Raw genomic sequence first — 17,998 nt, 5'->3', positions numbered from 1 at the left:
CGCCGACCTGCTCGGTTAGCGACGAAGGTTTCGACTACCGGACTCGGTGGTAGTCGTACTTCCCCCGGAGGTTCTCGTGGAAGTACGACCCGTGAGAGCGCGCACTCAGGAACTCCTCGTACGTCGAGTGGGCCACGTCGGCGTACCGGTAGATGCCGCCGCTCTGGAACTCGATCTCGAGCGCGTTCTCGTCCTCGTCGTAGCCGATGGACCGGACGGAACTCGACGCGACCGGAGTTCTGGTCTCGGTGACGCGCGCCAGTCGCTCGTAGGGGACGTAGCCCACGACCCGGTCGGCGTGCGAGAGGACGACCCCGTGGCGTCCCTCCTCCAGTTCGTCGCACTCGATTCGTTCTCCATCGACCGTGACGGCCTTCATGCCGGGCGTACGACGGCGAGCAGTTCAATGCACCGGCCGACGGGTCGCGGAAACGGGCAGGCGGTACATCTACCCCGCTCGCGCGCCTACGCTACGCCATGCCAGAAGTCTACGGCGAGTACGACGGCGACGGGGACGTGCAGTACGCGGGGTGCATCGTGTGCGGGAAGACCATCGACCTGTTCGAGTCCCATCCCATGTTCGAGGAGGAGAGCGTCTCGGAGGTCGGCGACGTGGCGGTGCGGACGTACCACTTCTGTAGCGACGGGTGTCTTCAGGAGTGGAAACGCCAGCGCGAAACCGACGATTGAGAGGAGAGACCGGCGAGCGGGAATCGACCGTTCTCAGGCGATGCGCCGCTTGACGCCGCTGGAGATTCGCTTGCGGTTGTACACGAGTTCGCCGAGGACCCAACCGACCAGCAGGAGTCCCGCGACGACTGCGCCGACGAAGTCCCACGGACCCATCCAGACCGGCCGGACCCACGGTGCGATCTTCGACCACTGCGTGGCGAACGACCCGACCGGTTCGGCGACGGGTGTTCCGGCGAACGCCGCGGTCAGCCACTGCGAGAAGGTCAGTTTGTCGCCGGTGCCGGGCGTAAGACCCGCGCTCCCGGTGAGTTTGTAGTCGCCTTCGGCGTTCTGGTCGGCTATGGTCGGGCCGCCCGCCTCGTCGCCGTAGGTGATGCGCTCGGCGTCGTAGGGCGCCCACGGCGCGTAGAACTCCCAGACGATTTCGCCCTGCGAGTTCACTTCGATGACTCGGTGGTTGTTCGAGTCGGTGATGAGCGTGTTGCCGTTCGGCAGGCGGTCGGCGTCGCGGGGCCAGTTGAAGCTCTGGCGCGACCCGACTTCCCACGTGCGCTTCCAGTCTCCGCCGCGCTTGGCGTACTCGACCACGCGGTCACCGTGACTGTCGGCCACGAGGATGGTGGGCGTCCCGTTCTCGCTTTCGAGGTAGGTCGGGTTGTGCTGCTCGTTCATCACCGAGTAGTTGTTGTCGCTCCCGAGGCGCATGTCGATCTCCTTCGTGGAGCGATTGATGACCATCACCTGGTCCATGTTCCGCGGGGAGATGAGATACTGGCCCTCGGCTATCTTGTCCACGTCGTTGACGTGGGTCCAGTCGTCGCCCTTCCCGTCCTTGGCGGCGTACTGGCCGCCCTGCTTCTTCGACCAGTCGGTGTGATTGCGGAACTGCCACTGCCAGACGACTTCCTCTTTGCTCCGGTCGTAGATGAAGATGCGGTCCTCGTTGACCTTCTTCTCGGGGTTGTAGTTTCGCATGTTGGCGACCAGCAGTTGGTCGCCGTTGATGAGGTCCACGTCGTGGGTGTCGTGGGCGCTCTCGAACGTCTCGGTCCAGAGTTTCTCGCCGGTCTGGGGGTTCAGTTTGTAGACCAGCGTCGGGTCCTTCTGTCCCGCGACGTGCTGAGTTCCCGTGACGAGGAGGTTCCCGTCGTCGGTCGGGTCCACGTCGTAGAACCACGTGATGCCCTTGTCGCTCCCGTTGTGAACCCACTGGACGTCGCCGCGGGGACCGACTCCGACGAGGCGCGCGGGCTTCTTCCCGTTGGCCTGCCCTTTGAACTTGAAGCCCTGAATCGAGATGACCGTGGTTCCGTTCGCCGGGGACTCGATGGTCCCCTTCTGGAGGTTCGTATCGCTCGGTTCGTACGTGAGGGCGGAGACCGCGGAGGGGGCGAGCAGCGACACGATGACCAATAACACCACGCCGCGTACCAACCAAGGCCGCGAAAAGCGCGTCTTCGACTCGTTCGACATACAACCCGATACATCCAGCCGAGATATATGGGTTTTGTCCTCTTTCCCGCCGACGGCGCGGGCAAACTAAGCGCCTAGTCGGTCGAATTATATCGGAGGGAGTGCCGAGGGAACCGTCACGTGCGCAGGTTCGAGACTAGATTTAAGCGCGCCGGTGTCCCCCTTCCAGACGGGGACCGATGTTTCGAGACAGAACCGACGCCGGACGACAGTTAGCGGACCTGCTCGACGACCACGACGTGACCGCCGACGTGGTACTGGGGATACCGCGGGGCGGCCTCCCGGTCGCGCGCCCGGTCGCCGACGCGCTCGGCGCGCCGTTGGACGTGGTCGTGGCGTCGAAAATCGGCGCACCGAACAACCCGGAACTCGCGGTCGGCGCGGTGGCCAGCGACGGGTCGATCTGGCGAAACGAGGAGTTGCTCGACCGACTCGGCGTGAGCGACGAGTACGTCGAGCGCGAACGCGAGTCGGAGGCCGAGGCCGCTAGAGCGAAACTGGAACGCTACCGCGGCACCGACGAACTGCCCGACTTGACCGACCAACGCGTGGTCGTAGTGGACGACGGCCTCGCCACGGGCGCGACGACCATCGCGGCGCTCCGGCAGGTGAGGGCCGCGGGCGCGAGTCACGTCGTCCTCGCCGTCCCGGTCGGGTCGCCCGACGCCGTGGAGCGACTCCGGCCCGAGGCCGACGAGGTCATCGCCATCGAGACGCCGCCGCACTTCAGCGCGGTCGGTCAGTTCTACGACTCGTTCGGGCAGGTCTCCGACGAGGAAGCGATGTCGTATCTCGAACGCTGAACCGGCGTCGAACCGAGTCGCTTCTCGACCGCACTTTCGCTGCAAAACCGGTTGTTCCGGAAATTGAAATTGTTCGTATGCCACAATACAGTCCACGAAAGCCTGACACCTCTAAATTTACATCATATCGGACGTAGCGGTGCGAAATAGCTGATTCGCTGTCCAGTATCGGCGGAGGCCTTTCGGCCGTAATTGCCGCGTTTGCGTGCATAATGTTCACACGACGCCGAAGCATTTAAGTACTTATCGGCCTTACTCATGGTTAGGAAGCGAGGCCGGGGAGCTTCTTTTGGTTCTCCCCCTCTCCGAGCCTCACCCGACCAACCCATCATGACGAGTACACGCATCCAAAGCTACGACGAACAGACCGAAGTAACCGAACCCGAGCGAACCGACGAGCAGGAGACCGAACGCGAGGACGAGCAGATCTGCCCCGAGTGCGGCGGCACGGTCACCGCCGACGAGGAACACGGCGAGACCGTCTGTACCGAGTGCGGTCTCGTCGTCGAGGAGGACAACGTGGACCGCGGGCCGGAGTGGCGCGCGTTCGACTCGGCCGAGAAGGACGAGAAGTCCCGCGTCGGCGCGCCGACGACCAAGATGATGCACGACAAGGGCCTCTCGACCAACATCGGCTGGCAGAACAAGGACGCCTACGGGAAGTCGCTCGGTTCCCGCCAGCGCCAGAAGATGCAGCGCCTGCGCAAGTGGAACGAGCGATTCCGCACGCGTGACTCCAAGGAGCGCAACCTCAAGCAGGCGCTCGGCGAAATCGACCGCATGGCCTCCGCGCTCGGCCTCCCCGAGGACGTGCGCGAGACCGCGTCGGTCATCTACCGGCGCGCGCTCGACGAGGACCTCCTCCCGGGTCGTTCCATCGAGGGCGTCGCCACCAGCGCGCTCTACGCCGCGGCCCGCCAGACCGGGACGCCCCGGTCCATCGACGAGGTGGCCAACGTCAGCCGCATCGACGAGATGGAGTTCAAGCGGACGTACCGCTACATCGTCCGGGAACTCAGCCTCCAGATTCAGCCCGCCGACCCCGAGCAGTACGTCGCCCGGTTCGCCAGCGAACTCGGCATCTCCGACGAGTCCGAGCGCCGCGCCCGGGAACTGCTCCGGAACGCCAAGCGACAGGGCCTCCACAGCGGCAAGTCGCCGGTCGGACTCGCCGCCGCCGCGGTCTACGCCGGACCGCTCCTGACCAACGAGAAGGTGACGCAGGCCGAGGTCAGCGACGTCGCGCAGGTCAGCGAAGTGACAATTCGGAACCGCTACCACGAACTGCTCGAAGCGTCCGAAAGCGGTACGGTCCCGGCCTAAACGCCGGTCGCGCGGTCCGAGTAGAGTAGCGAATCTGGGTTGCGGTACCGTCCGACCGAGCGCGGTCGTTTTTTCCGAATTTCTCCGGTGACTACCTGCGGGACTTTACGAGGAGCTACAAACTCCGACGCCGCGGACCATCGAGCCGGACGCCTTCGAATCGGCGTCACCCGTCACGTATTTTCGTTCGACCGTGCTACGCCCGGACATGAAGTACGACGACTTCATGGGAGAAGTCCAGAACCGACTCCAACTGCCGGACACCGGCCGGGCGGTCCGAGCGACCCGAGCGGTCCTCCAGTCGCTCGGCGAACGGTTGCAGGCAGGGGAGGCCGACGACCTCGCTGGACCGCTCCCGATGGAGGTCGATTTCTATCTCGAATCCGCGGAGTCGGGCCAGCGCTTCGACTACGACGAGTTCGTCGGTCGGGTCGCCGACCGCGCGAACGTCGACCGTTCCGACGCCGCCTACTACGGGAAGGTCGTGGTCGGATTCGTGAGCGAACAGGTCCCTGCCGCCGAAATCGAACAGGTCCGAGCGCAACTCCCCGTCGACTACGAGGACCTGTTCGGACTCGTGGACGCCGAGGAAGTCGAGGAGTAGGAAGTCGAGAAGCAGGATGGAGGAGAAACGGAACCGAGAGCGAATTACACCGTCATCTGCATCTTCGGCATCTTCACGAATGCGGTCTCGTAGCCCTCGTGGCGCGCGACCTGCGGCGGGGCGTCCACCGTAACCGTCAGCGAGTCGCCCGACTGCACGCTCTCGACCGCCGCGCCGTAGTGGTAGCCCAGTTCGGGGTCCACCGCCCCCCGGAGGATGTCGTCGAACACCGCCGACCCGCTCCGGGTCAGTTTCGCGGACAGAGACATGAACGGCAGGGGGTAGCGGTTGTACGGCGTCCGGGCCGAGACCGCGAGGTACGACTTGCCGTCGGGCACGAAGTGGGGCGACTCGTCCGGGGCGAACGCCACGAAGTCGGCGTCGCCGCTGACGCCGGTGGCGACGGCGTTCGGAAGGTCCGAACGCTTGGGAACTTGGGCGATGGGCGTCTTCATGTCCATCGGTTCGATGGCTCCGGGATTGCCCTTCTTGTCGGGGAGTTGCTCGATGGAGAGGCCTCCCAACTTCCCGCGAGAGTGTTCGAACTCCACCTCGACGGTCGTCTGCTCGCCGAACGCGCCCTTCAGGTCCCCCATCCGACGGGCCTGTATCGGACTGACCGAGAGTCGCGCGGTGTAGGTCCCGTTCCCGTCGAGTTTCACGTTGTCGCCGAAGTGGTAGCCCATGTTCTGCGAGAGCATGGGCCAGAGGTCCCGCGAATCGACCTCTTCGCCGTCCTTCAGAATCTCGGCGTCGACTCTGGAGGTCGGCAGGACCGTCTCGGTCTTCGAGTCCCAGAGGGTCGCCATCAGGTGGGCCGTGACGTCCTCGCCGACCCGGGCCAGGTTCAGGTTCTCGCCGGTTATCGTCCAGAAGGCGTGGGGGAGACTGTACATCAGGCCGACCTTGTACCGACCCGTGCCGCCCATCCCGACCATCGTCATACCGTCGATGTGAGTGGGGTAGTACACCTTCTCGGTGCGGTTTTCGACGGTGGTGAACCGGCTCTGGGCGGACGACTGGGTCCGGAACGTCCCCATGCACCCCGCGAGACCGGCGAGTCCGAGCGGTCCGGCCGCCCGCAGAAAGTCGCGTCGTTGCATCGCTGGAAGCTACTGGTCTGGGACGAATACGGATTCTGGTTCGTGCGTCGAAAAGGACGTCACGTCGAGAGGGTGTCCGTCGGTTTCGGTTACAGGTCGTCGCGGAACAGCGGCGACTCCTCGTCGCCGCACCCCGAGCGACCGCAGATTCCGGCCTCGTCGCCCGCGCGTTCGACGCCCTCGCTGAGGCGGCCGAGTTCCCACGTCGGGTCGTGGCCGGTCTCCTCGCGGTGGTCCTCGATGCGAGACCGGGCGTCCGCGAGTTTTCGGAACGACTCTTCGAGGCCGCAGTCCGGACACGTCACCGTCGCGCGCTCGTCTGCCATGGTACGAACGAAGTACCGCTACCGGTATAATCCCCTCGCTCAGGCCCGCCGAACGCGGTGGCGAAGCACGCCGACGCCCTCGACTTCGACCTCTACCTCGTCGCCGTCTTCGAGGGGAGCCACGCCCGCCGGAGTACCGGTCGAGACCACGTCGCCGGGTTCGAGCGTGAGGTAGGTCGTTATCTCCTCTATCAACTCCGGGACCGACCAGATGAACTCGTCGCGCGAGGACCGCTGGCGGGTCTCGCCGTTCACCCGCAACTCGACGCCGGCGTCGGCGGGCACCTCGTCGGGGGTCGCGAGGACCGGCCCGAGCGGTGCGGAGTTGTCGAACGCCTTGCCCCGGACCCAGTTCTGCTCGCGGTCTTGGTCGTCGCGGTTCGACACGTCGTTCATGCAGGTGAACCCGGCGACGTAGTCCATCGCCTCGTCGGCCGAGACGTTCCGGGCCTGCTCGCCCATCACGACCGCGAGTTCGGCCTCGTGGTCCACGCGCTCTTTCCCGGCGGGGAGCGTCACGGTATCGCCGTGGGCCGAGAGCGTATTCGGCGGTTTGAGAAAGAGGAGCGGGCGCTCGGGGGGTTCCTTGTCGCGCTCGGCGGCGTGGTCGGCGTAGTTCAGCCCCACGCAGACGATTTTCGAGGGGTCGCTCGGCGGGAGGAGTTCGACCTCGGACTCGTCGTAGGTCGCTCCCGCGCACTCGATGCCGTCGTCGGTCCACTCGCCGACTCTGGTCGAACCGGCGGGGTCGCGGAATCTGACTTCTCGCATGGCGGTTGGTGTGTCGCGGGGTGATAAAGAGGTTCGCGGTGCGGCGAATGCTTCGGGTTCTTCGCCGTGAGACGGACTCAGTTCGACGGAGACGGGTCGACGAATCGCCGGGCGGGCGATTCGATGCCGATGCGGTTCGAGTAAGTTTCCGAACTTATTTGGTCGCAGAATTGGACAGATGGAACGATGGTACTCGGAGGATTCCTCCCGAACTCGCCGGCCGTCCACGTGCTCGTCATCGCGGTGGCGACGGGCCTCATCTGGTTCGGCAGCGGGTGGCTCGAAAGTTCAGCCGAACATCTCGCGTCCCACTACGGCCTTCCGGCGGTCGTGCAGGGCTCTATCGTCGTCGCGGTCGGGTCGAGTTTCCCGGAACTCGCGAGCGTCGTCTTCACCGCGCTCGCGGGGTCGTTCGACATGGGCGTCGGCGCCATCGTCGGGTCGGCGATATTCAACATCCTCGTCATCCCCGGATTGGCGGGGACCACGACAGACGAGGACGTCGAATCGAGTCGGACTATCGTGTACAAGGAGGCGCAGTTCTACATGATAGCGGTCTCCGTGCTGCTGATTACGTTCGCGCTCGCGGTCATCTACTATCCGACGGACGGCGCGAGTCTCGGGGGGAACCTGACCCGCCCGCTGGCGGTCATCCCTCTCCTACTGTACGGCCTCTACCTCTTCATCCAGTGGCAGGACGTACGCGACCACGAGAGCGGGGACGACGCAAGCGACGTCGCGGTGCTGCGCCAGTGGGGTAAACTGGCCGTCGGACTCCTCGTCATCCTCGTCGCCGTCGAGCAGTTGGTCGGCGCAGTCGAGGGACTCAATCACACGTTCGGCATCCCGCAGTTCCTCGCCGGTGTCACCATCATCGCCGCGGCGACTAGTCTCCCGGACACGCTGGTGAGCGTCCGGGCGGCCCGTACCGGGAGCGGGGCGACGAGCCTCGGGAACGTGCTGGGTTCGAACACGTTCGACCTGCTGGTCGCCATCCCACTCGGAGTACTCATCGTGGGCGCCGCCCCGGTCAACTTCGCCGTCGCCGTCCCGATGATGGGCGTACTGACGCTCGCGACGATTCTGCTCTTCGTCGTCCTTCGGACCGACCTCTCGCTGACCGGGAGCGAGTCGTACGTGCTGCTGGCGGCGTACCTCCTGTTCGTCGCGTGGGTCGTCAGCGAAACCGTCGGACTCACCGACGTGATTCAGGGCGCGTAATCGGAAGGATTCACGTCAGGTTCGAGGTCGTCACACCGGGTTCGGCGTCGGAAGCGACCGATGCTTCCGCGGCGGGAGCAGGAAGTTCCCGCGGCGCAGGACTTCCATGTACTGCAGGATTCCGTTGTTGTTCGTCTGGCCGACCGCCGACCGCTCGGCCAAGTCTTCGCCGTTCATCGCGTCGCGGGTGTCCACGAAGTCAGAGATGGTGCGCTGGAGTGAGACGAAGTGCAGGCCCGCCTGCCCGTCGTCCGTCGAGTCGAAGTCCCGGCGAATCATCAGCGGCGACCCGTCGTCGTCCCGCGCGCGGGCCGACTTCTGGGAGTGGCCGACCACCCCTTTCGTCCGGGCGTGGTCCTCGGCGTGGGCGGGACAGCCCTTCTCCTCCATCTTCGCGGAGTCGCCGAGGTTGTCGCCCGCGCCCTCCACGAGGCCCTCCTCGGCGTGGACCGGGCAGAACATCTTTCCGACGCGCTGGGACCGACTGTCCTGTTGATACCACTGCTCCAGATTCAGTTCTATCTTCGAGAGTTGGTGAGTGGTGCCGCCCGCGAACGGGCCCTCCCGAATCGTCACGCGGTCCTCGCTGGCCTGATTCTTCTGGAAACCCGACTTGAATCCCATGTAGAGCGGCGCGTCGTCGGAAACGGGTTTCGAGTCGGGAATTCCGTCCACGTCCTGATGGTCGGCGGGCAGGCCCTCGCCGACGAACCCCGTCCGGCGGTCGGCCCGCTCGAAGATCCCCGAGAGGTCGGCCGCCATCTCGACGCCGTTGACCGTCGTTTTCTCGCCGATCAGGGCCTGCTCGGCCGCCAGCACGACTTCGGCGTGGTCGCTGGCGAGGTGAACCACGGCGTCTTGGCAGTCGAACTCGGGGTCCTCGAAGGGCGCCAGCGCCTTCGGTTCCCGTAAATCGACGGTGTCGGGCAGTTCGGCGTCGAATCGTCCGAAGTACGACGGCGAGTAGCCCACCGTGAACAGCAGGCCGTCGTTGCCCCGTCTGTAGGCGCGTTCGAGGCTTCGGAACGCCGCCTCGGCGGTTTTACGGTCCGCGTCGCTCGGCGCGCCGTCGCCCGCGTAGTTCAGCAGGAGGAGGACGCGGTGGCGCGGCGCGACGACGTTCCCGTGCTGGTCCCGGTTCAGGAACTCGTCCCACGCGTGCTGGCGCGCGGGGAGCGTCGAGAGGTCGTCCGGCCCGGTCTTCACGTCGAGGTCGTCGCTCCTGCTCATGCAGGCCGACAGCGCCGACGCGCCCCCGATTGCGACCGCGGCCTTGGCGAACTGGCGTCGGGAGATGCCGCGCTCGCCGCCCCGTCCGGCGTCGCGTCCGCTCGCTTCGCTCGGTCCCGGGTCGCGCTCTCCGGCGTCGCTCCCTCCGAGTTCCCGCGCTTCCGGGTCACTCGGTCCGGATTCGCTCGCCCCGGGTTCGCTCGGTCCGGTGTTCTCCATCGGCGACTCCTTGGGACGCGACGCGAAAGGGGGTTCTGGTTCGGGCGTCGAAAGCGCGCCGCCGGGGGTTCCGCCGGTCGTCGCGACGTTAGTCCGACCGGTCACCGAGCGAAAAACTTCGGTCCGGTAACCAAACGTTCAACTGAATTCGGCGAGTTGGTCCGACAAGACGCCACCGTGTCCGAGACAGAGAGCGACGCAGTCGTCGAGGTCGAGTTTCGGGTCACCGACGACCGGTACCCGCTGGTCGCGATTCCGGACCGCCTCGAGTGCCGGACGCGGGTCGAACAGATAGTCCCGCGCGGCGACGACACCTATGCCATCTTCCACTGCTTCTCGGGCGCCACGTCCGACGCCGTCCTCGACTGCATCGCGGAGTACGACGGCATTGAGGCCCGGACGATGAACGACGGTGACGACGGCGGAGTCGTGGAGGTTCTCGTCACCGAACCCGCCGACCACTTCGTCGTGACCCTGACCGACGCCGGCGCGATTCCCCGCGAACTCCGGAGTAGCGGAGGCGAGGCCCGCATCGTCGCCGAGGTGCCGAGCATCTACCGCGTCACGACGGTCGTCGACCGATTTCTGGACACCCACCCGTCGGCGGAAGTCGTCGCGCGCCGCCAGAAGGACCACGACGTGCCGGTGTTCACCCGCCGGGAGTTCGAGCAGGCCGTCGAGGACCGGTTGACCGACCGCCAGCGGGAGGTGCTGGAGGCGGCCTTCGCCGGCGGCTACTTCGACTGGCCGCGCGAGAACTCCGGCGAGGAGGTCGCGGCCGAACTCGGCGTCACCAACACGACGTTCTCCCAGCACCTCCGGACCGCCGAGCGCAAGATTTTCTCCATCCTCGTGGACGAGTGGGAGTAGACGGCGCTCGAATTACGGATTGTTGTTCGCGTACGTCGGCTGGGGAATCTTCGGCAGGAGCCACGACAGGAAGGCGTCGGGGCTCCGGGTCTGGAGCCAAATTCGGCCCGGTCCCTCGAACCGACAGACCAGTCCCTCGCCCGAGAAGACCGTGGATTTCAGTCCCGCGACCCGCCGGACCGCGAAATCGGCGCTTGCCTCGAACGCGACGATGTGACCCGTATCGACGGTGTAGCTCTCGCCGTCGCTCAAATCGACCGACTTGATGGCTCCGTAACTCGACACGAACAGGGAACCGGACCCCGATACTTTCAGCAGGAACAGCCCTTCGCTCCCGAAGAACGTCTTCGCGCCGCCGAACTCGGTGTCCACGTCGAGGGCGGTGTCGCCCGCGACGTACGACCCCGACTGGACGTAAATCGTCTCGTCGTTCAGTTCCTCGTGGGTCACGTCGCCGGGAAGCGGCGGCGCGAGCGTCAGGTCGCCCTCGCCTCCCGTCGCCGTGAATGTGTTCTGGAAGAAGCTCTCGCCGCCGAAGACGCTCCGTCTGAGCGACTTGAGGAACCCGCCGGTCGCGTTCGTGTCCATCGAGACGTTCTCGCCGTGACTGACCATCGCGCCGCCCTCCGCCTGCAGTTGCTCGCCGTCGTCGAGCGTGACGTTCAACAGCGAGTACGCCGGTCCGGATTCGACTTCGTGTCGCATAGCCCGAGAACGACCGACGGGAGGTAAACGGTTCGGGCCGCGCGGCGAGCGAGGGAGGGTATCGGACGGACCGGATTCCTGCCAACGTTTTTGTACTTCTGCCGTATCGATTCGAGTGTGACACTCGAAGACACAGACGTCCTCGAAGAACTCGCGGGGCTTCCGAGCTTCCACCACCCGACCGCGTCGCCCGACGGCGGCGAGGTGGCGCTGTACTACGACGTTTCGGGGCGAAACGAGTTGCACTTCGTGGACACCGGGACCGGCGAGATGCGGCAGGTCAGCGACGGCGAGGTACCCCGGAACGCCCGGTGGTACCTCAAGTGGAGCGCCGACGGCGAGCGAATCTTCTACCACGACGACGAGGGCGGCGACGAGCAGAACGACGTGTGCGCCATCGACCGAGACGGCGAAACCGAACCGGTGGTCGAACTCGACGGCCAGACGGTCCTCTCGGACGTGGGCGAGGACGGCGAGACCCTGCTGGTCGCGTCCACCGAGAGCGGCCAGATGAACCTCTACCACCACGACCTCGCGTTCGGCGAGACGACCCAGATTACCGACTACGAGCGGGCGACCGGCAGCGGAATACTCTCGCCCGACTGCGAGCGCGTCGCGTACACGACCAACGAGTCCGACGAGTTCGCCAACGTGGACGTGTACGTGGCGAACGCCGACGGGAGCGACCCCCGGAACCTCGACGTGGGCGAGACGGGGGCCGAGGCGCGGGCCGCCGACTGGGGTCCCGACGGGGACCGACTGCTCGTCGGCGACAACGCCGAGAACTTCGAGCGGTGCGGCGTCTACGACCTCGACGCCGACTCCGTGACGTGGTTCGGCGACCTCGACGCCGACGAGGAACCGGTGACGTTCCTCCCCGGCGGCGACCGGTTCCTCGCCAAGCGCACGCGGAACGCCGCGGTCGTGCCCGTCGTCTACGACGTGGAGACCGGCGAGGGCCGCGAGTTGGACCTGCCAGAAGGCGTCGCCGCCGTATCGAAGTCGGGCCGGACGAACCCGGTCGTGGACGACGACCGGATACTCGTGATTCACACCACGCCCGACAGCCGTCCCGAACTGCTCGTCTACGACCTCGAAACCGACGAGTACGAGACGCTGGTCGAGGCAGAGTACGGCGAGTTCGACCCAGACCGGTTCGCCGACGCCGAGTACTTCACCTTCGAGTCCCACGACGGACTGGACATCGGCGCACTGCTCTACGACTCGGGCGAGCGACCGTCGCCGCTCGTGGTCAACCCCCACGGCGGCCCGCGCCACTCCGACAAGCTATCGTGGGACCTCTACACCCAGTTCCTCGTCTCGCGTGGGTACAGCGTGCTACAAGTCAACTACCGCGGTTCGACCGGGCGAGGCCGGGAGTTCGTCGAGCGACTCTACGACGACTGGGGCGGCGGCGAGCAGGATGACGTGGCGGAGGCGACCCGGCAACTCGCCGCCGAGGACTGGGTGGACGAGGACCGAATCGTCGTCTTCGGTGGCTCCTACGGCGGCTACTCGGCTTACTGGCAGATGGTCCGGTATCCGGAACTCTACGCCGCGGGCATCGCGTGGATCGGCGTGACCGACCTCGAAGACATGTACGAGAACACGATGCCCCACTACCGGACCGAACTGATGGAGAAGTACCTCGGGACGCCCGCGGAGAACCCCGACCTCTACCGCGAGCGCAGTCCCATCGAGTACGTCGAGAACCTCGACGCGCCCCTGCTGATGGTCCACGGCGTCAACGACAGTCGCGTGCCCGTCTCGCAGGCCCGACTGTTCCGGGACGCGCTCCTCGACGAAGGCTTCGAGCAGGACGAGGACGGCATCTTCGAGTACGTCGAACTGGGCGAGGAGGGCCACGCCTCCTCGGACATCGACCAGAAGATTCGGCTGTTCCGGACGCTCGACGACTTCCTCGGGCGTCGGCTTCCGGAGGCGACCGCGAGCGCTGAACAGTAGACCGCGGCCCCGAATCAGTCCTCTTCGACCAGTCCGTCGACCAACTTCGTGAACCGGTCGACCATGCGCTCGGGGAGTGAGGGCGTAATCTCGCCGAGCAGGTCCGCGGTCGCGGCGGGCCGGGCGGGTTCAAGGTAGACCCGGTTGCCTTCCCGGCGCTTCTCCACGAGGTCGTCTTCCGTCAGGTTGTCGAGGTGCCACTCGACCGTGCTCCGGGCCACGCCGAGTTCGTCGGCGAGGGCGGCGGGCGTCGTCTCGCCCGCGTCGAGTAGGTGGGCCAGCAGGTCGCGGGCGGTCTCTCGCCGGAACACCGCGAGCGCCGACCGCTCCCACTCGTCGTACCCCGGCGGGTAGAGGTGGGTCCGGCCCCGAATCTCGTCGGTCACGACCGACTCGTCCTCGCGGAGGCGCTTGAGGTGGTACTGGACCTGTCCCGGCGCGAGGTCGAGCGCCCGGACGACCGCGTTGAAGTGGACGCCGGGGTTCGCCCGGACGTGGTCGGCGATGGTCCGGCGGGTCGCGTTCACCGGTCTCCACCCCCGCGTCTCGCGCTCTCTCCGCGTTCGACGCGTCCGTCTCGTCCGGGAACCTCGCCGCCGTCGCTCCTGAGCGACTGCGAGTCGTCGCGGCGGTCCGCGGTCCGGCGGACTCGCCGGGCGTCGTACACCGCCGCGACGACCAGTGCGGCCATCGCGGCGTCGAGGCCGTGTTCGAGGAGGTGGTGGGACCCCGCGGCGAGCGCGCCGGTCAGCGACAGCGCGGCGACCCCGGTGCGGGCGAGCAGGGTCGCCAGCGCCAGCGTCACCAGCAGGTACGACCGCGAGCGCCGCCGGAGGAGCGCGGCCAGCGCGAGACCGAGGACGACCGCAGACCCGAGACCCGCCAGCGCGAGGAGCGCCACGAAGGCGAGGTCGGGGGACCCGCCGTGGCCCGCGTCGAGAGGCGTCAGCACCGCCGCGTCGGGAAGCATGGGTGTCGTTTGGTCCGGCGAGGATTTACGACTTCGGTTCCACCGATCCCGCCGGTTCATCGGCGCGGGATTCCGTCGTTGAAACGTCGAATGCAGGCCTTTTCGAGTGAAATCAGGAGTTGTAAGCGCGCGAAACGGTTCGCCGAATCGAACTATACCGGCCGTTTATTCCCCGAAGCGGCGTGCGTAGAGAGGAAATGACGGGGAACCAAGGTAACTCGGACGGGTGGTCCAGACGGGCGGTACTCGGCGGCGCGGCCGCGGCGGTGACCGCGAGTGCGTTCGGAAGCCTCGCGGTGCGCGGGTCGGCGAGTCGGGACTCTCGAACCGGGCAGCAGGCCGGCGGCCCGACAGCGAAACGAGCGTTCCGGTTCGGCGGGCGCGAACAGGGCTGGTACGGCCGCGCCCCCGAGTCCATCGACAGGGAGGGCGTGGCGGGCATCGCGAATCCGACGCTCCGACTCGAACCCGGCGCGGTGTACGAGGTCACGTGGGAGAACCTCGACGGCCTGCCCCACAACTTCGCGTTCAGGGACGCCGACGAGAACTTCCTCCCGGTCATCTTGCCGGAGGGCGCCGACCCGCGGGGCACGGCCGCCGGGAACGCGACCACCACCGCCGACGCGGGGACGGCGACAGCGACTACCGGGACGGCCGGGGCGGCCGCGCTCCCGGAGAACGGAATCGAGCAGACCGAGATAATCCGCCAGCAGGGGGCCGACCAGACGTTCCGGTTCGTCGCCGTTCCGCAGATAGCCGACTACCTCTGCGTCGTGCATCCCGAGCGCATGGTCGGCGCGGTGCGGTTCGGCGACGAGACGACCGCGGCGGGTGGCGAAACGACTGCGGGAGGCGGCGAGACGACCACCGGGTCGGGATAGAACGACGGAAGGGAGAACGACGGAGAATCGAAGCGGAACTGCTCGACTGGCTCTCGACTCGCTCAGTCGAGCATCCGCGGGCGTTTGAGGTACTGCTTGATGCCGTCGGCCGCCCGGAACGCGAGCGCACCGACGGTCCCCGTGGGGTTGTAGCCGCTGTTGTGCGGGAACGCCGACGCGCCGGGGATGAACAGGTTCTCTGCGTCCCAGCACTGGAGGTAGCTGTTCACGACCGACACGTCCGGGTTCGGCCCCATGATGGCACCGCCGGTGTTGTGGGTGGACTGGTAGGGCCGGATGTCGTAGTCGCCGCCCTCGCCGATGACCGTGCTGCTGTAACTCATCTCGTCGGGGTCCATCGCCTCCATTATCTCGCGGCACTTCTCGCCGGTGTACTCCGCGAGTCGCCGGTCCTGCTCCTTCCAGTTGAACGTCATCCGGAGGAGCGGGTCGCCGTACTCGTCAGTGTACGTCGGGTCGAGGTCGAGGTAGTTGTCCACGTACGGGAGGACCGCGCCCTGCGCGGAGATGGACAGCGAACTGTTGAAGTAGTCGACGCTGGCCTGCTTGAACTCCGACCCCCAGTTTCGCTCGACGCCCGGCGGCACCGGGTTGTTGACGATGGGCCGGCGACCGGTCTGGGTGATGTATATCTCGCCGCCGTGGAGGAAGTCGAGTCCGGTGTGGTCGAAGTTGTCGCCGTTGAAGTCGTCGACTGTCGCGCCGAGCGCGCCCGCTCCCATGTAGAGGTTCCACTCCTCGTCGTCGAAGAATCCGGTCGCGCTCCCGCCGAAGTTCTGGTAACAGTAGTTCTTCCCGACGTTACCGCTGTCCTCGGGGTTCTCCGGGTCGTAGGGTTCGCCGATGTCCGACAGCAACAGGAGTCGGACGTTGTGGAGGACGTAGGCCGTGAGCGCGACGGTCTCGGCCGGTTGGATGTACTCCTCGCCCGTGACGGTGTCGACGTACTTCACGCCCGTCACCCGACCTCTCTTGGGGTCGTATATCAGCCTGCGGACCTCCGCCTGCGTCCGGAGTTCGAAGTTGCCGGTCTCCTTGGCGACCGGCAGGGCGGTGACGGTCGGGTCGGCCTTCGCGCCCCACTCGCAGCCGAACCGCTCGCAGAACCCGCAGTACTGACACGCCCCGCGCGAGACGCCGTCGGGGTTGGTGTACGCCTCCGAGAGGTTCGCCGACGGCGACATGAACGGGTGGTAGCCGAGGTCCGCCGCCGCGTCCATGAACCGCTCCAGCGGCGGCGTGGTCTTCATCGGCGGCGTCGGGTAGTCCTCCGCGCGCGGACCCTCGAAGGGGTTGCCTTGGTCCTGAATCTCGCCTTCGAGGTTGCCCGCGTTGCCCGAGATGCCACACAATTTCTCGAATTCGAGGTAGTAGGGCCGGAGTTCCTCGTAGGTGATGCCCCAGTCCTGCAGGAGCATGTTCTCGGGAATCTTGTCGCGGCCGTAGCGCTCGATGGTCTTCGACCGAATCTGGAAGTCGTAAGGTAGGAAGCGCCACGTCTGGCCGTTCCAGTGGACGCCCGCGCCGCCGACTCCCTTGCCGAGGAGGAACGACCCGAGTCGGCGCATCGGCAGGGCCTGCTCGTCGGGGGTGTTCCGGAACGTGATGGTCCCCTTCGAGAGGTCCTGCATCAACTCGTAGCGGAGCGCGTACCGCAGTTCGTTGTGCATCGTGAGGTAGTCCTGCGGACTCCGCTCCTCGCCGCGTTCGAGACTGACGACCTGCTTGCCGTCCTCCGCGAGTTCCTTGGCGACGATGCTCCCGGTCCAACCCGCGCCGACCGTCACCACGTCCACTGGGTCGAGTCGCTGAGCCATCAGTGTCCACCTCCTTCGCCGTCGGAGTCACCGGACCCGTCGTCGTGACCGTCGCCGGAGTCACCGCCGCCCCGTTCGTGGTGGCCCTCGTCGTCCTCGTCCGGGCCGTCGTCGAGTTCGTACCGCGGGCCGTGGCGGTGGCTCGACTGAGCGGCCTCCGAGGACTCGCTGCCGGACTCCACGCCGAGCGACTCCACGTCGTCCTCCACGTCGCGGGGCGGGATGCGAATGAACTCGCCGCGGTCGATGAGGTCCCGGTAGCTCCCGAGCGCGCCGGGCGAACCGGGGAACCGCTTCATGCGCCACCCGTCCATGTTCCGGTTGCCGTCGTACATCGGGTCGCAGTACATCCCCTCGATGGTGTTGAACCGGATGAGCCTGAAGAACTCCTCCGGTTGGATGGACCGGAACGTGTCGACCTCGTTGTCGTCGAGCGCCTGCAGCACCTCGTCTTTCTGCTCGTCCGAGAGGTCGAGGAAGCTCTTGCCGTACCGCTGGCTGGTGTACTCCTCTATCCACTCGAGGGCGTTCTCGTAGACCTCGGCGGGGGTGAGCCGCGACTGCCACCCCTGATTGGGCTTCGCTCCGTCGTAGCGGTTCACGAACGGCTTCTCCATGTACCAGTCGGCGGCGACGCCGTACTCGCTGTTGAGTTGCTCGTCGATGAAGTAGACGACGCCGAGTTCCACCGCGCCCGGACCCACCTCGTCGGACGGCATGATGCGCGCGGCCATCGCCTGTACCAGTCTGGCCTGCGGGATGTCGAAGAACTCCAAGCCCTCTTCGTCCACGCCCACGTCTCCGCCGGATTCCGACTGCGAAGGTCTCCGGTCGCCGTCTTCGCCCCTCGCCGTCTCGATGGCCTGCCCGGCGAGCATCATCGCGCCGCCGGCAAGCCCGCTGTTGCCCAGAAACGAGCGTCGGGTGAAGTCGAACCGCGGTTCCTCCTCGTCGTTCGGTTGTTCTGGCACGAAATTTCCCCCGGTCGGGGTGAGACAGAAGT

General features: G+C 66.4%; 19 protein-coding genes. 8 read left to right on the top strand and 11 right to left on the bottom strand.

What is annotated here, in order from left to right:
* Positions 1 to 34: 34 nt before the first annotated feature.
* Positions 35 to 379 carry a KTSC domain-containing protein gene (locus M0R89_RS18670; protein WP_248652590.1) on the bottom strand — a complete coding sequence of 115 codons (345 nt, stop codon included), beginning with the start codon at positions 377 to 379 and terminating at the stop codon, positions 35 to 37.
* A 98-nt stretch (positions 380 to 477) separates the two neighbouring features.
* Between M0R89_RS18670 and M0R89_RS18665 the strand changes: the two genes are divergently transcribed.
* Entirely contained in the window at positions 478 to 690 is a 213-nt protein-coding gene (locus M0R89_RS18665; RefSeq protein ID WP_248652589.1) for a DUF7576 family protein, read from the top strand.
* Positions 691 to 723: 33 nt separating this feature from the next.
* On the opposite strand, the gene M0R89_RS18660 is transcribed toward M0R89_RS18665, so the two are convergent.
* The gene (locus tag M0R89_RS18660) at positions 724 to 2,166 is read right to left on the bottom strand and encodes an aryl-sulfate sulfotransferase (RefSeq protein ID WP_248652588.1); all 1,443 of its coding nucleotides are present in this window, start codon (positions 2,164 to 2,166) and stop codon (positions 724 to 726) included.
* Positions 2,167 to 2,345: 179 nt separating this feature from the next.
* On the opposite strand from M0R89_RS18660, the gene M0R89_RS18655 reads away from it, so the two are divergent.
* From M0R89_RS18655 to M0R89_RS18645, 3 genes are all read left to right on the top strand, one after another.
* On the top strand, positions 2,346 to 2,969 hold the full coding sequence (locus tag M0R89_RS18655; RefSeq protein ID WP_248652587.1) for a phosphoribosyltransferase: 624 nt from the start codon (positions 2,346 to 2,348) through the stop codon (positions 2,967 to 2,969).
* Between the two features lie 330 nt (positions 2,970 to 3,299).
* Positions 3,300 to 4,292 carry a transcription initiation factor IIB gene (locus M0R89_RS18650; protein ID WP_248652586.1) on the top strand — a complete coding sequence of 331 codons (993 nt, stop codon included), beginning with the start codon at positions 3,300 to 3,302 and terminating at the stop codon, positions 4,290 to 4,292.
* A gap of 208 nt (positions 4,293 to 4,500) precedes the next feature.
* Positions 4,501 to 4,896, top strand: a complete 396-nt coding sequence (locus M0R89_RS18645; protein ID WP_248652585.1) for a DUF2267 domain-containing protein — start codon at positions 4,501 to 4,503, stop codon at positions 4,894 to 4,896.
* 44 nt (positions 4,897 to 4,940) lie between these two features.
* Here M0R89_RS18645 and M0R89_RS18640 read toward each other — a convergent pair whose 3' ends face one another.
* From M0R89_RS18640 to M0R89_RS18630, 3 genes are all read right to left on the bottom strand, one after another.
* Positions 4,941 to 5,999: an iron transporter gene (locus M0R89_RS18640; RefSeq protein ID WP_248652584.1), complete on the bottom strand. Its 1,059-nt coding sequence runs from the start codon at positions 5,997 to 5,999 to the stop codon at positions 4,941 to 4,943.
* A gap of 89 nt (positions 6,000 to 6,088) precedes the next feature.
* Positions 6,089 to 6,325, bottom strand: coding sequence for a DUF7542 family protein (locus tag M0R89_RS18635; RefSeq protein WP_248652583.1), 237 nt, complete (start codon positions 6,323 to 6,325; stop codon positions 6,089 to 6,091).
* Between the two features lie 39 nt (positions 6,326 to 6,364).
* Positions 6,365 to 7,096 carry a fumarylacetoacetate hydrolase family protein gene (locus tag M0R89_RS18630; protein ID WP_248652582.1) on the bottom strand — a complete coding sequence of 244 codons (732 nt, stop codon included), beginning with the start codon at positions 7,094 to 7,096 and terminating at the stop codon, positions 6,365 to 6,367.
* Between the two features lie 186 nt (positions 7,097 to 7,282).
* Between M0R89_RS18630 and M0R89_RS18625 the strand changes: the two genes are divergently transcribed.
* Positions 7,283 to 8,317 (top strand): sodium:calcium antiporter, encoded by a 1,035-nt coding sequence (locus tag M0R89_RS18625; protein ID WP_248652581.1) that lies wholly within the window; start codon positions 7,283 to 7,285, stop codon positions 8,315 to 8,317.
* Positions 8,318 to 8,347: 30 nt separating this feature from the next.
* On the opposite strand, the gene M0R89_RS18620 is transcribed toward M0R89_RS18625, so the two are convergent.
* Positions 8,348 to 9,766, bottom strand: coding sequence for a DUF7405 family protein (locus tag M0R89_RS18620; protein ID WP_248652580.1), 1,419 nt, complete (start codon positions 9,764 to 9,766; stop codon positions 8,348 to 8,350).
* A gap of 177 nt (positions 9,767 to 9,943) precedes the next feature.
* On the opposite strand from M0R89_RS18620, the gene M0R89_RS18615 reads away from it, so the two are divergent.
* Positions 9,944 to 10,636, top strand: coding sequence for a bacterio-opsin activator domain-containing protein (locus tag M0R89_RS18615; protein WP_248652579.1), 693 nt, complete (start codon positions 9,944 to 9,946; stop codon positions 10,634 to 10,636).
* Between the two features lie 12 nt (positions 10,637 to 10,648).
* Here the strand turns inward: M0R89_RS18615 and M0R89_RS18610 are convergent, their stop codons facing one another.
* Complete coding sequence (locus tag M0R89_RS18610) at positions 10,649 to 11,341, bottom strand: TIGR00266 family protein (protein WP_248652578.1); 693 nt, start codon at positions 11,339 to 11,341, stop codon at positions 10,649 to 10,651.
* Positions 11,342 to 11,458: 117 nt separating this feature from the next.
* Here M0R89_RS18610 and M0R89_RS18605 point away from each other — a divergent pair, with 117 nt between their 5' ends.
* A complete protein-coding gene (locus M0R89_RS18605) occupies positions 11,459 to 13,306 on the top strand; it encodes a S9 family peptidase (protein ID WP_248652577.1) in 1,848 nt (615 codons plus the stop codon).
* A 14-nt stretch (positions 13,307 to 13,320) separates the two neighbouring features.
* Here M0R89_RS18605 and M0R89_RS18600 read toward each other — a convergent pair whose 3' ends face one another.
* Together M0R89_RS18600 and M0R89_RS18595 are read right to left on the bottom strand one after the other, a co-directional pair.
* Positions 13,321 to 13,833 (bottom strand): winged helix-turn-helix transcriptional regulator, encoded by a 513-nt coding sequence (locus M0R89_RS18600; protein WP_248652576.1) that lies wholly within the window; start codon positions 13,831 to 13,833, stop codon positions 13,321 to 13,323.
* Positions 13,830 to 14,276 carry a DUF7471 family protein gene (locus M0R89_RS18595; RefSeq protein ID WP_248652575.1) on the bottom strand — a complete coding sequence of 149 codons (447 nt, stop codon included), beginning with the start codon at positions 14,274 to 14,276 and terminating at the stop codon, positions 13,830 to 13,832. The genes M0R89_RS18600 and M0R89_RS18595 overlap by 4 nt, the downstream gene beginning before the upstream one ends.
* 197 nt (positions 14,277 to 14,473) lie before the next feature.
* Between M0R89_RS18595 and M0R89_RS18590 the strand changes: the two genes are divergently transcribed.
* On the top strand, positions 14,474 to 15,157 hold the full coding sequence (locus M0R89_RS18590) for a hypothetical protein (RefSeq protein ID WP_248652709.1): 684 nt from the start codon (positions 14,474 to 14,476) through the stop codon (positions 15,155 to 15,157).
* Positions 15,158 to 15,219: 62 nt separating this feature from the next.
* Here M0R89_RS18590 and M0R89_RS18585 read toward each other — a convergent pair whose 3' ends face one another.
* Positions 15,220 to 16,995, bottom strand: coding sequence for a GMC family oxidoreductase (locus M0R89_RS18585; protein WP_248652574.1), 1,776 nt, complete (start codon positions 16,993 to 16,995; stop codon positions 15,220 to 15,222).
* Positions 16,995 to 17,966, bottom strand: coding sequence for a gluconate 2-dehydrogenase subunit 3 family protein (locus M0R89_RS18580; RefSeq protein WP_248652573.1), 972 nt, complete (start codon positions 17,964 to 17,966; stop codon positions 16,995 to 16,997). Before M0R89_RS18580 ends, M0R89_RS18585 begins: the two co-directional genes overlap by 1 nt.
* Positions 17,967 to 17,998: the final 32 nt, after the last annotated feature.

It is taken from the genome of Halorussus limi, from assembly GCF_023238205.1.
In the GTDB taxonomy this organism is placed as follows: domain Archaea; phylum Halobacteriota; class Halobacteria; order Halobacteriales; family Haladaptataceae; genus Halorussus; species Halorussus limi.
The sequence above is the reverse complement of the archived record's forward strand: the minus strand, read 5'-3'. Positions and strand labels throughout refer to the sequence as shown.

Excerpts from the sequence above, each read along its gene's own strand:
- M0R89_RS18670 (WP_248652590.1), bottom strand. The coding sequence starts at position 379 with ATGAAGGCCGTCACGGTCGATGGAGAACGAATCGAGTGCGACGAACTG.
- M0R89_RS18640 (WP_248652584.1), bottom strand. The coding sequence starts at position 5,999 with ATGCAACGACGCGACTTTCTGCGGGCGGCCGGACCGCTCGGACTCGCC.
- M0R89_RS18595 (WP_248652575.1), bottom strand. The coding sequence starts at position 14,276 with ATGCTTCCCGACGCGGCGGTGCTGACGCCTCTCGACGCGGGCCACGGC.
- M0R89_RS18655 (WP_248652587.1), top strand. The coding sequence starts at position 2,346 with ATGTTTCGAGACAGAACCGACGCCGGACGACAGTTAGCGGACCTGCTC.
- M0R89_RS18610 (WP_248652578.1), bottom strand. The coding sequence starts at position 11,341 with ATGCGACACGAAGTCGAATCCGGACCGGCGTACTCGCTGTTGAACGTC.
- M0R89_RS18630 (WP_248652582.1), bottom strand. The coding sequence starts at position 7,096 with ATGCGAGAAGTCAGATTCCGCGACCCCGCCGGTTCGACCAGAGTCGGC.
- M0R89_RS18585 (WP_248652574.1), bottom strand. The coding sequence starts at position 16,995 with ATGGCTCAGCGACTCGACCCAGTGGACGTGGTGACGGTCGGCGCGGGT.
- M0R89_RS18650 (WP_248652586.1), top strand. The coding sequence starts at position 3,300 with ATGACGAGTACACGCATCCAAAGCTACGACGAACAGACCGAAGTAACC.
- M0R89_RS18625 (WP_248652581.1), top strand. The coding sequence starts at position 7,283 with ATGGTACTCGGAGGATTCCTCCCGAACTCGCCGGCCGTCCACGTGCTC.
- M0R89_RS18645 (WP_248652585.1), top strand. The coding sequence starts at position 4,501 with ATGAAGTACGACGACTTCATGGGAGAAGTCCAGAACCGACTCCAACTG.
- M0R89_RS18665 (WP_248652589.1), top strand. The coding sequence starts at position 478 with ATGCCAGAAGTCTACGGCGAGTACGACGGCGACGGGGACGTGCAGTAC.
- M0R89_RS18660 (WP_248652588.1), bottom strand. The coding sequence starts at position 2,166 with ATGTCGAACGAGTCGAAGACGCGCTTTTCGCGGCCTTGGTTGGTACGC.
- M0R89_RS18620 (WP_248652580.1), bottom strand. The coding sequence starts at position 9,766 with ATGGAGAACACCGGACCGAGCGAACCCGGGGCGAGCGAATCCGGACCG.
- M0R89_RS18635 (WP_248652583.1), bottom strand. The coding sequence starts at position 6,325 with ATGGCAGACGAGCGCGCGACGGTGACGTGTCCGGACTGCGGCCTCGAA.
- M0R89_RS18590 (WP_248652709.1), top strand. The coding sequence starts at position 14,474 with ATGACGGGGAACCAAGGTAACTCGGACGGGTGGTCCAGACGGGCGGTA.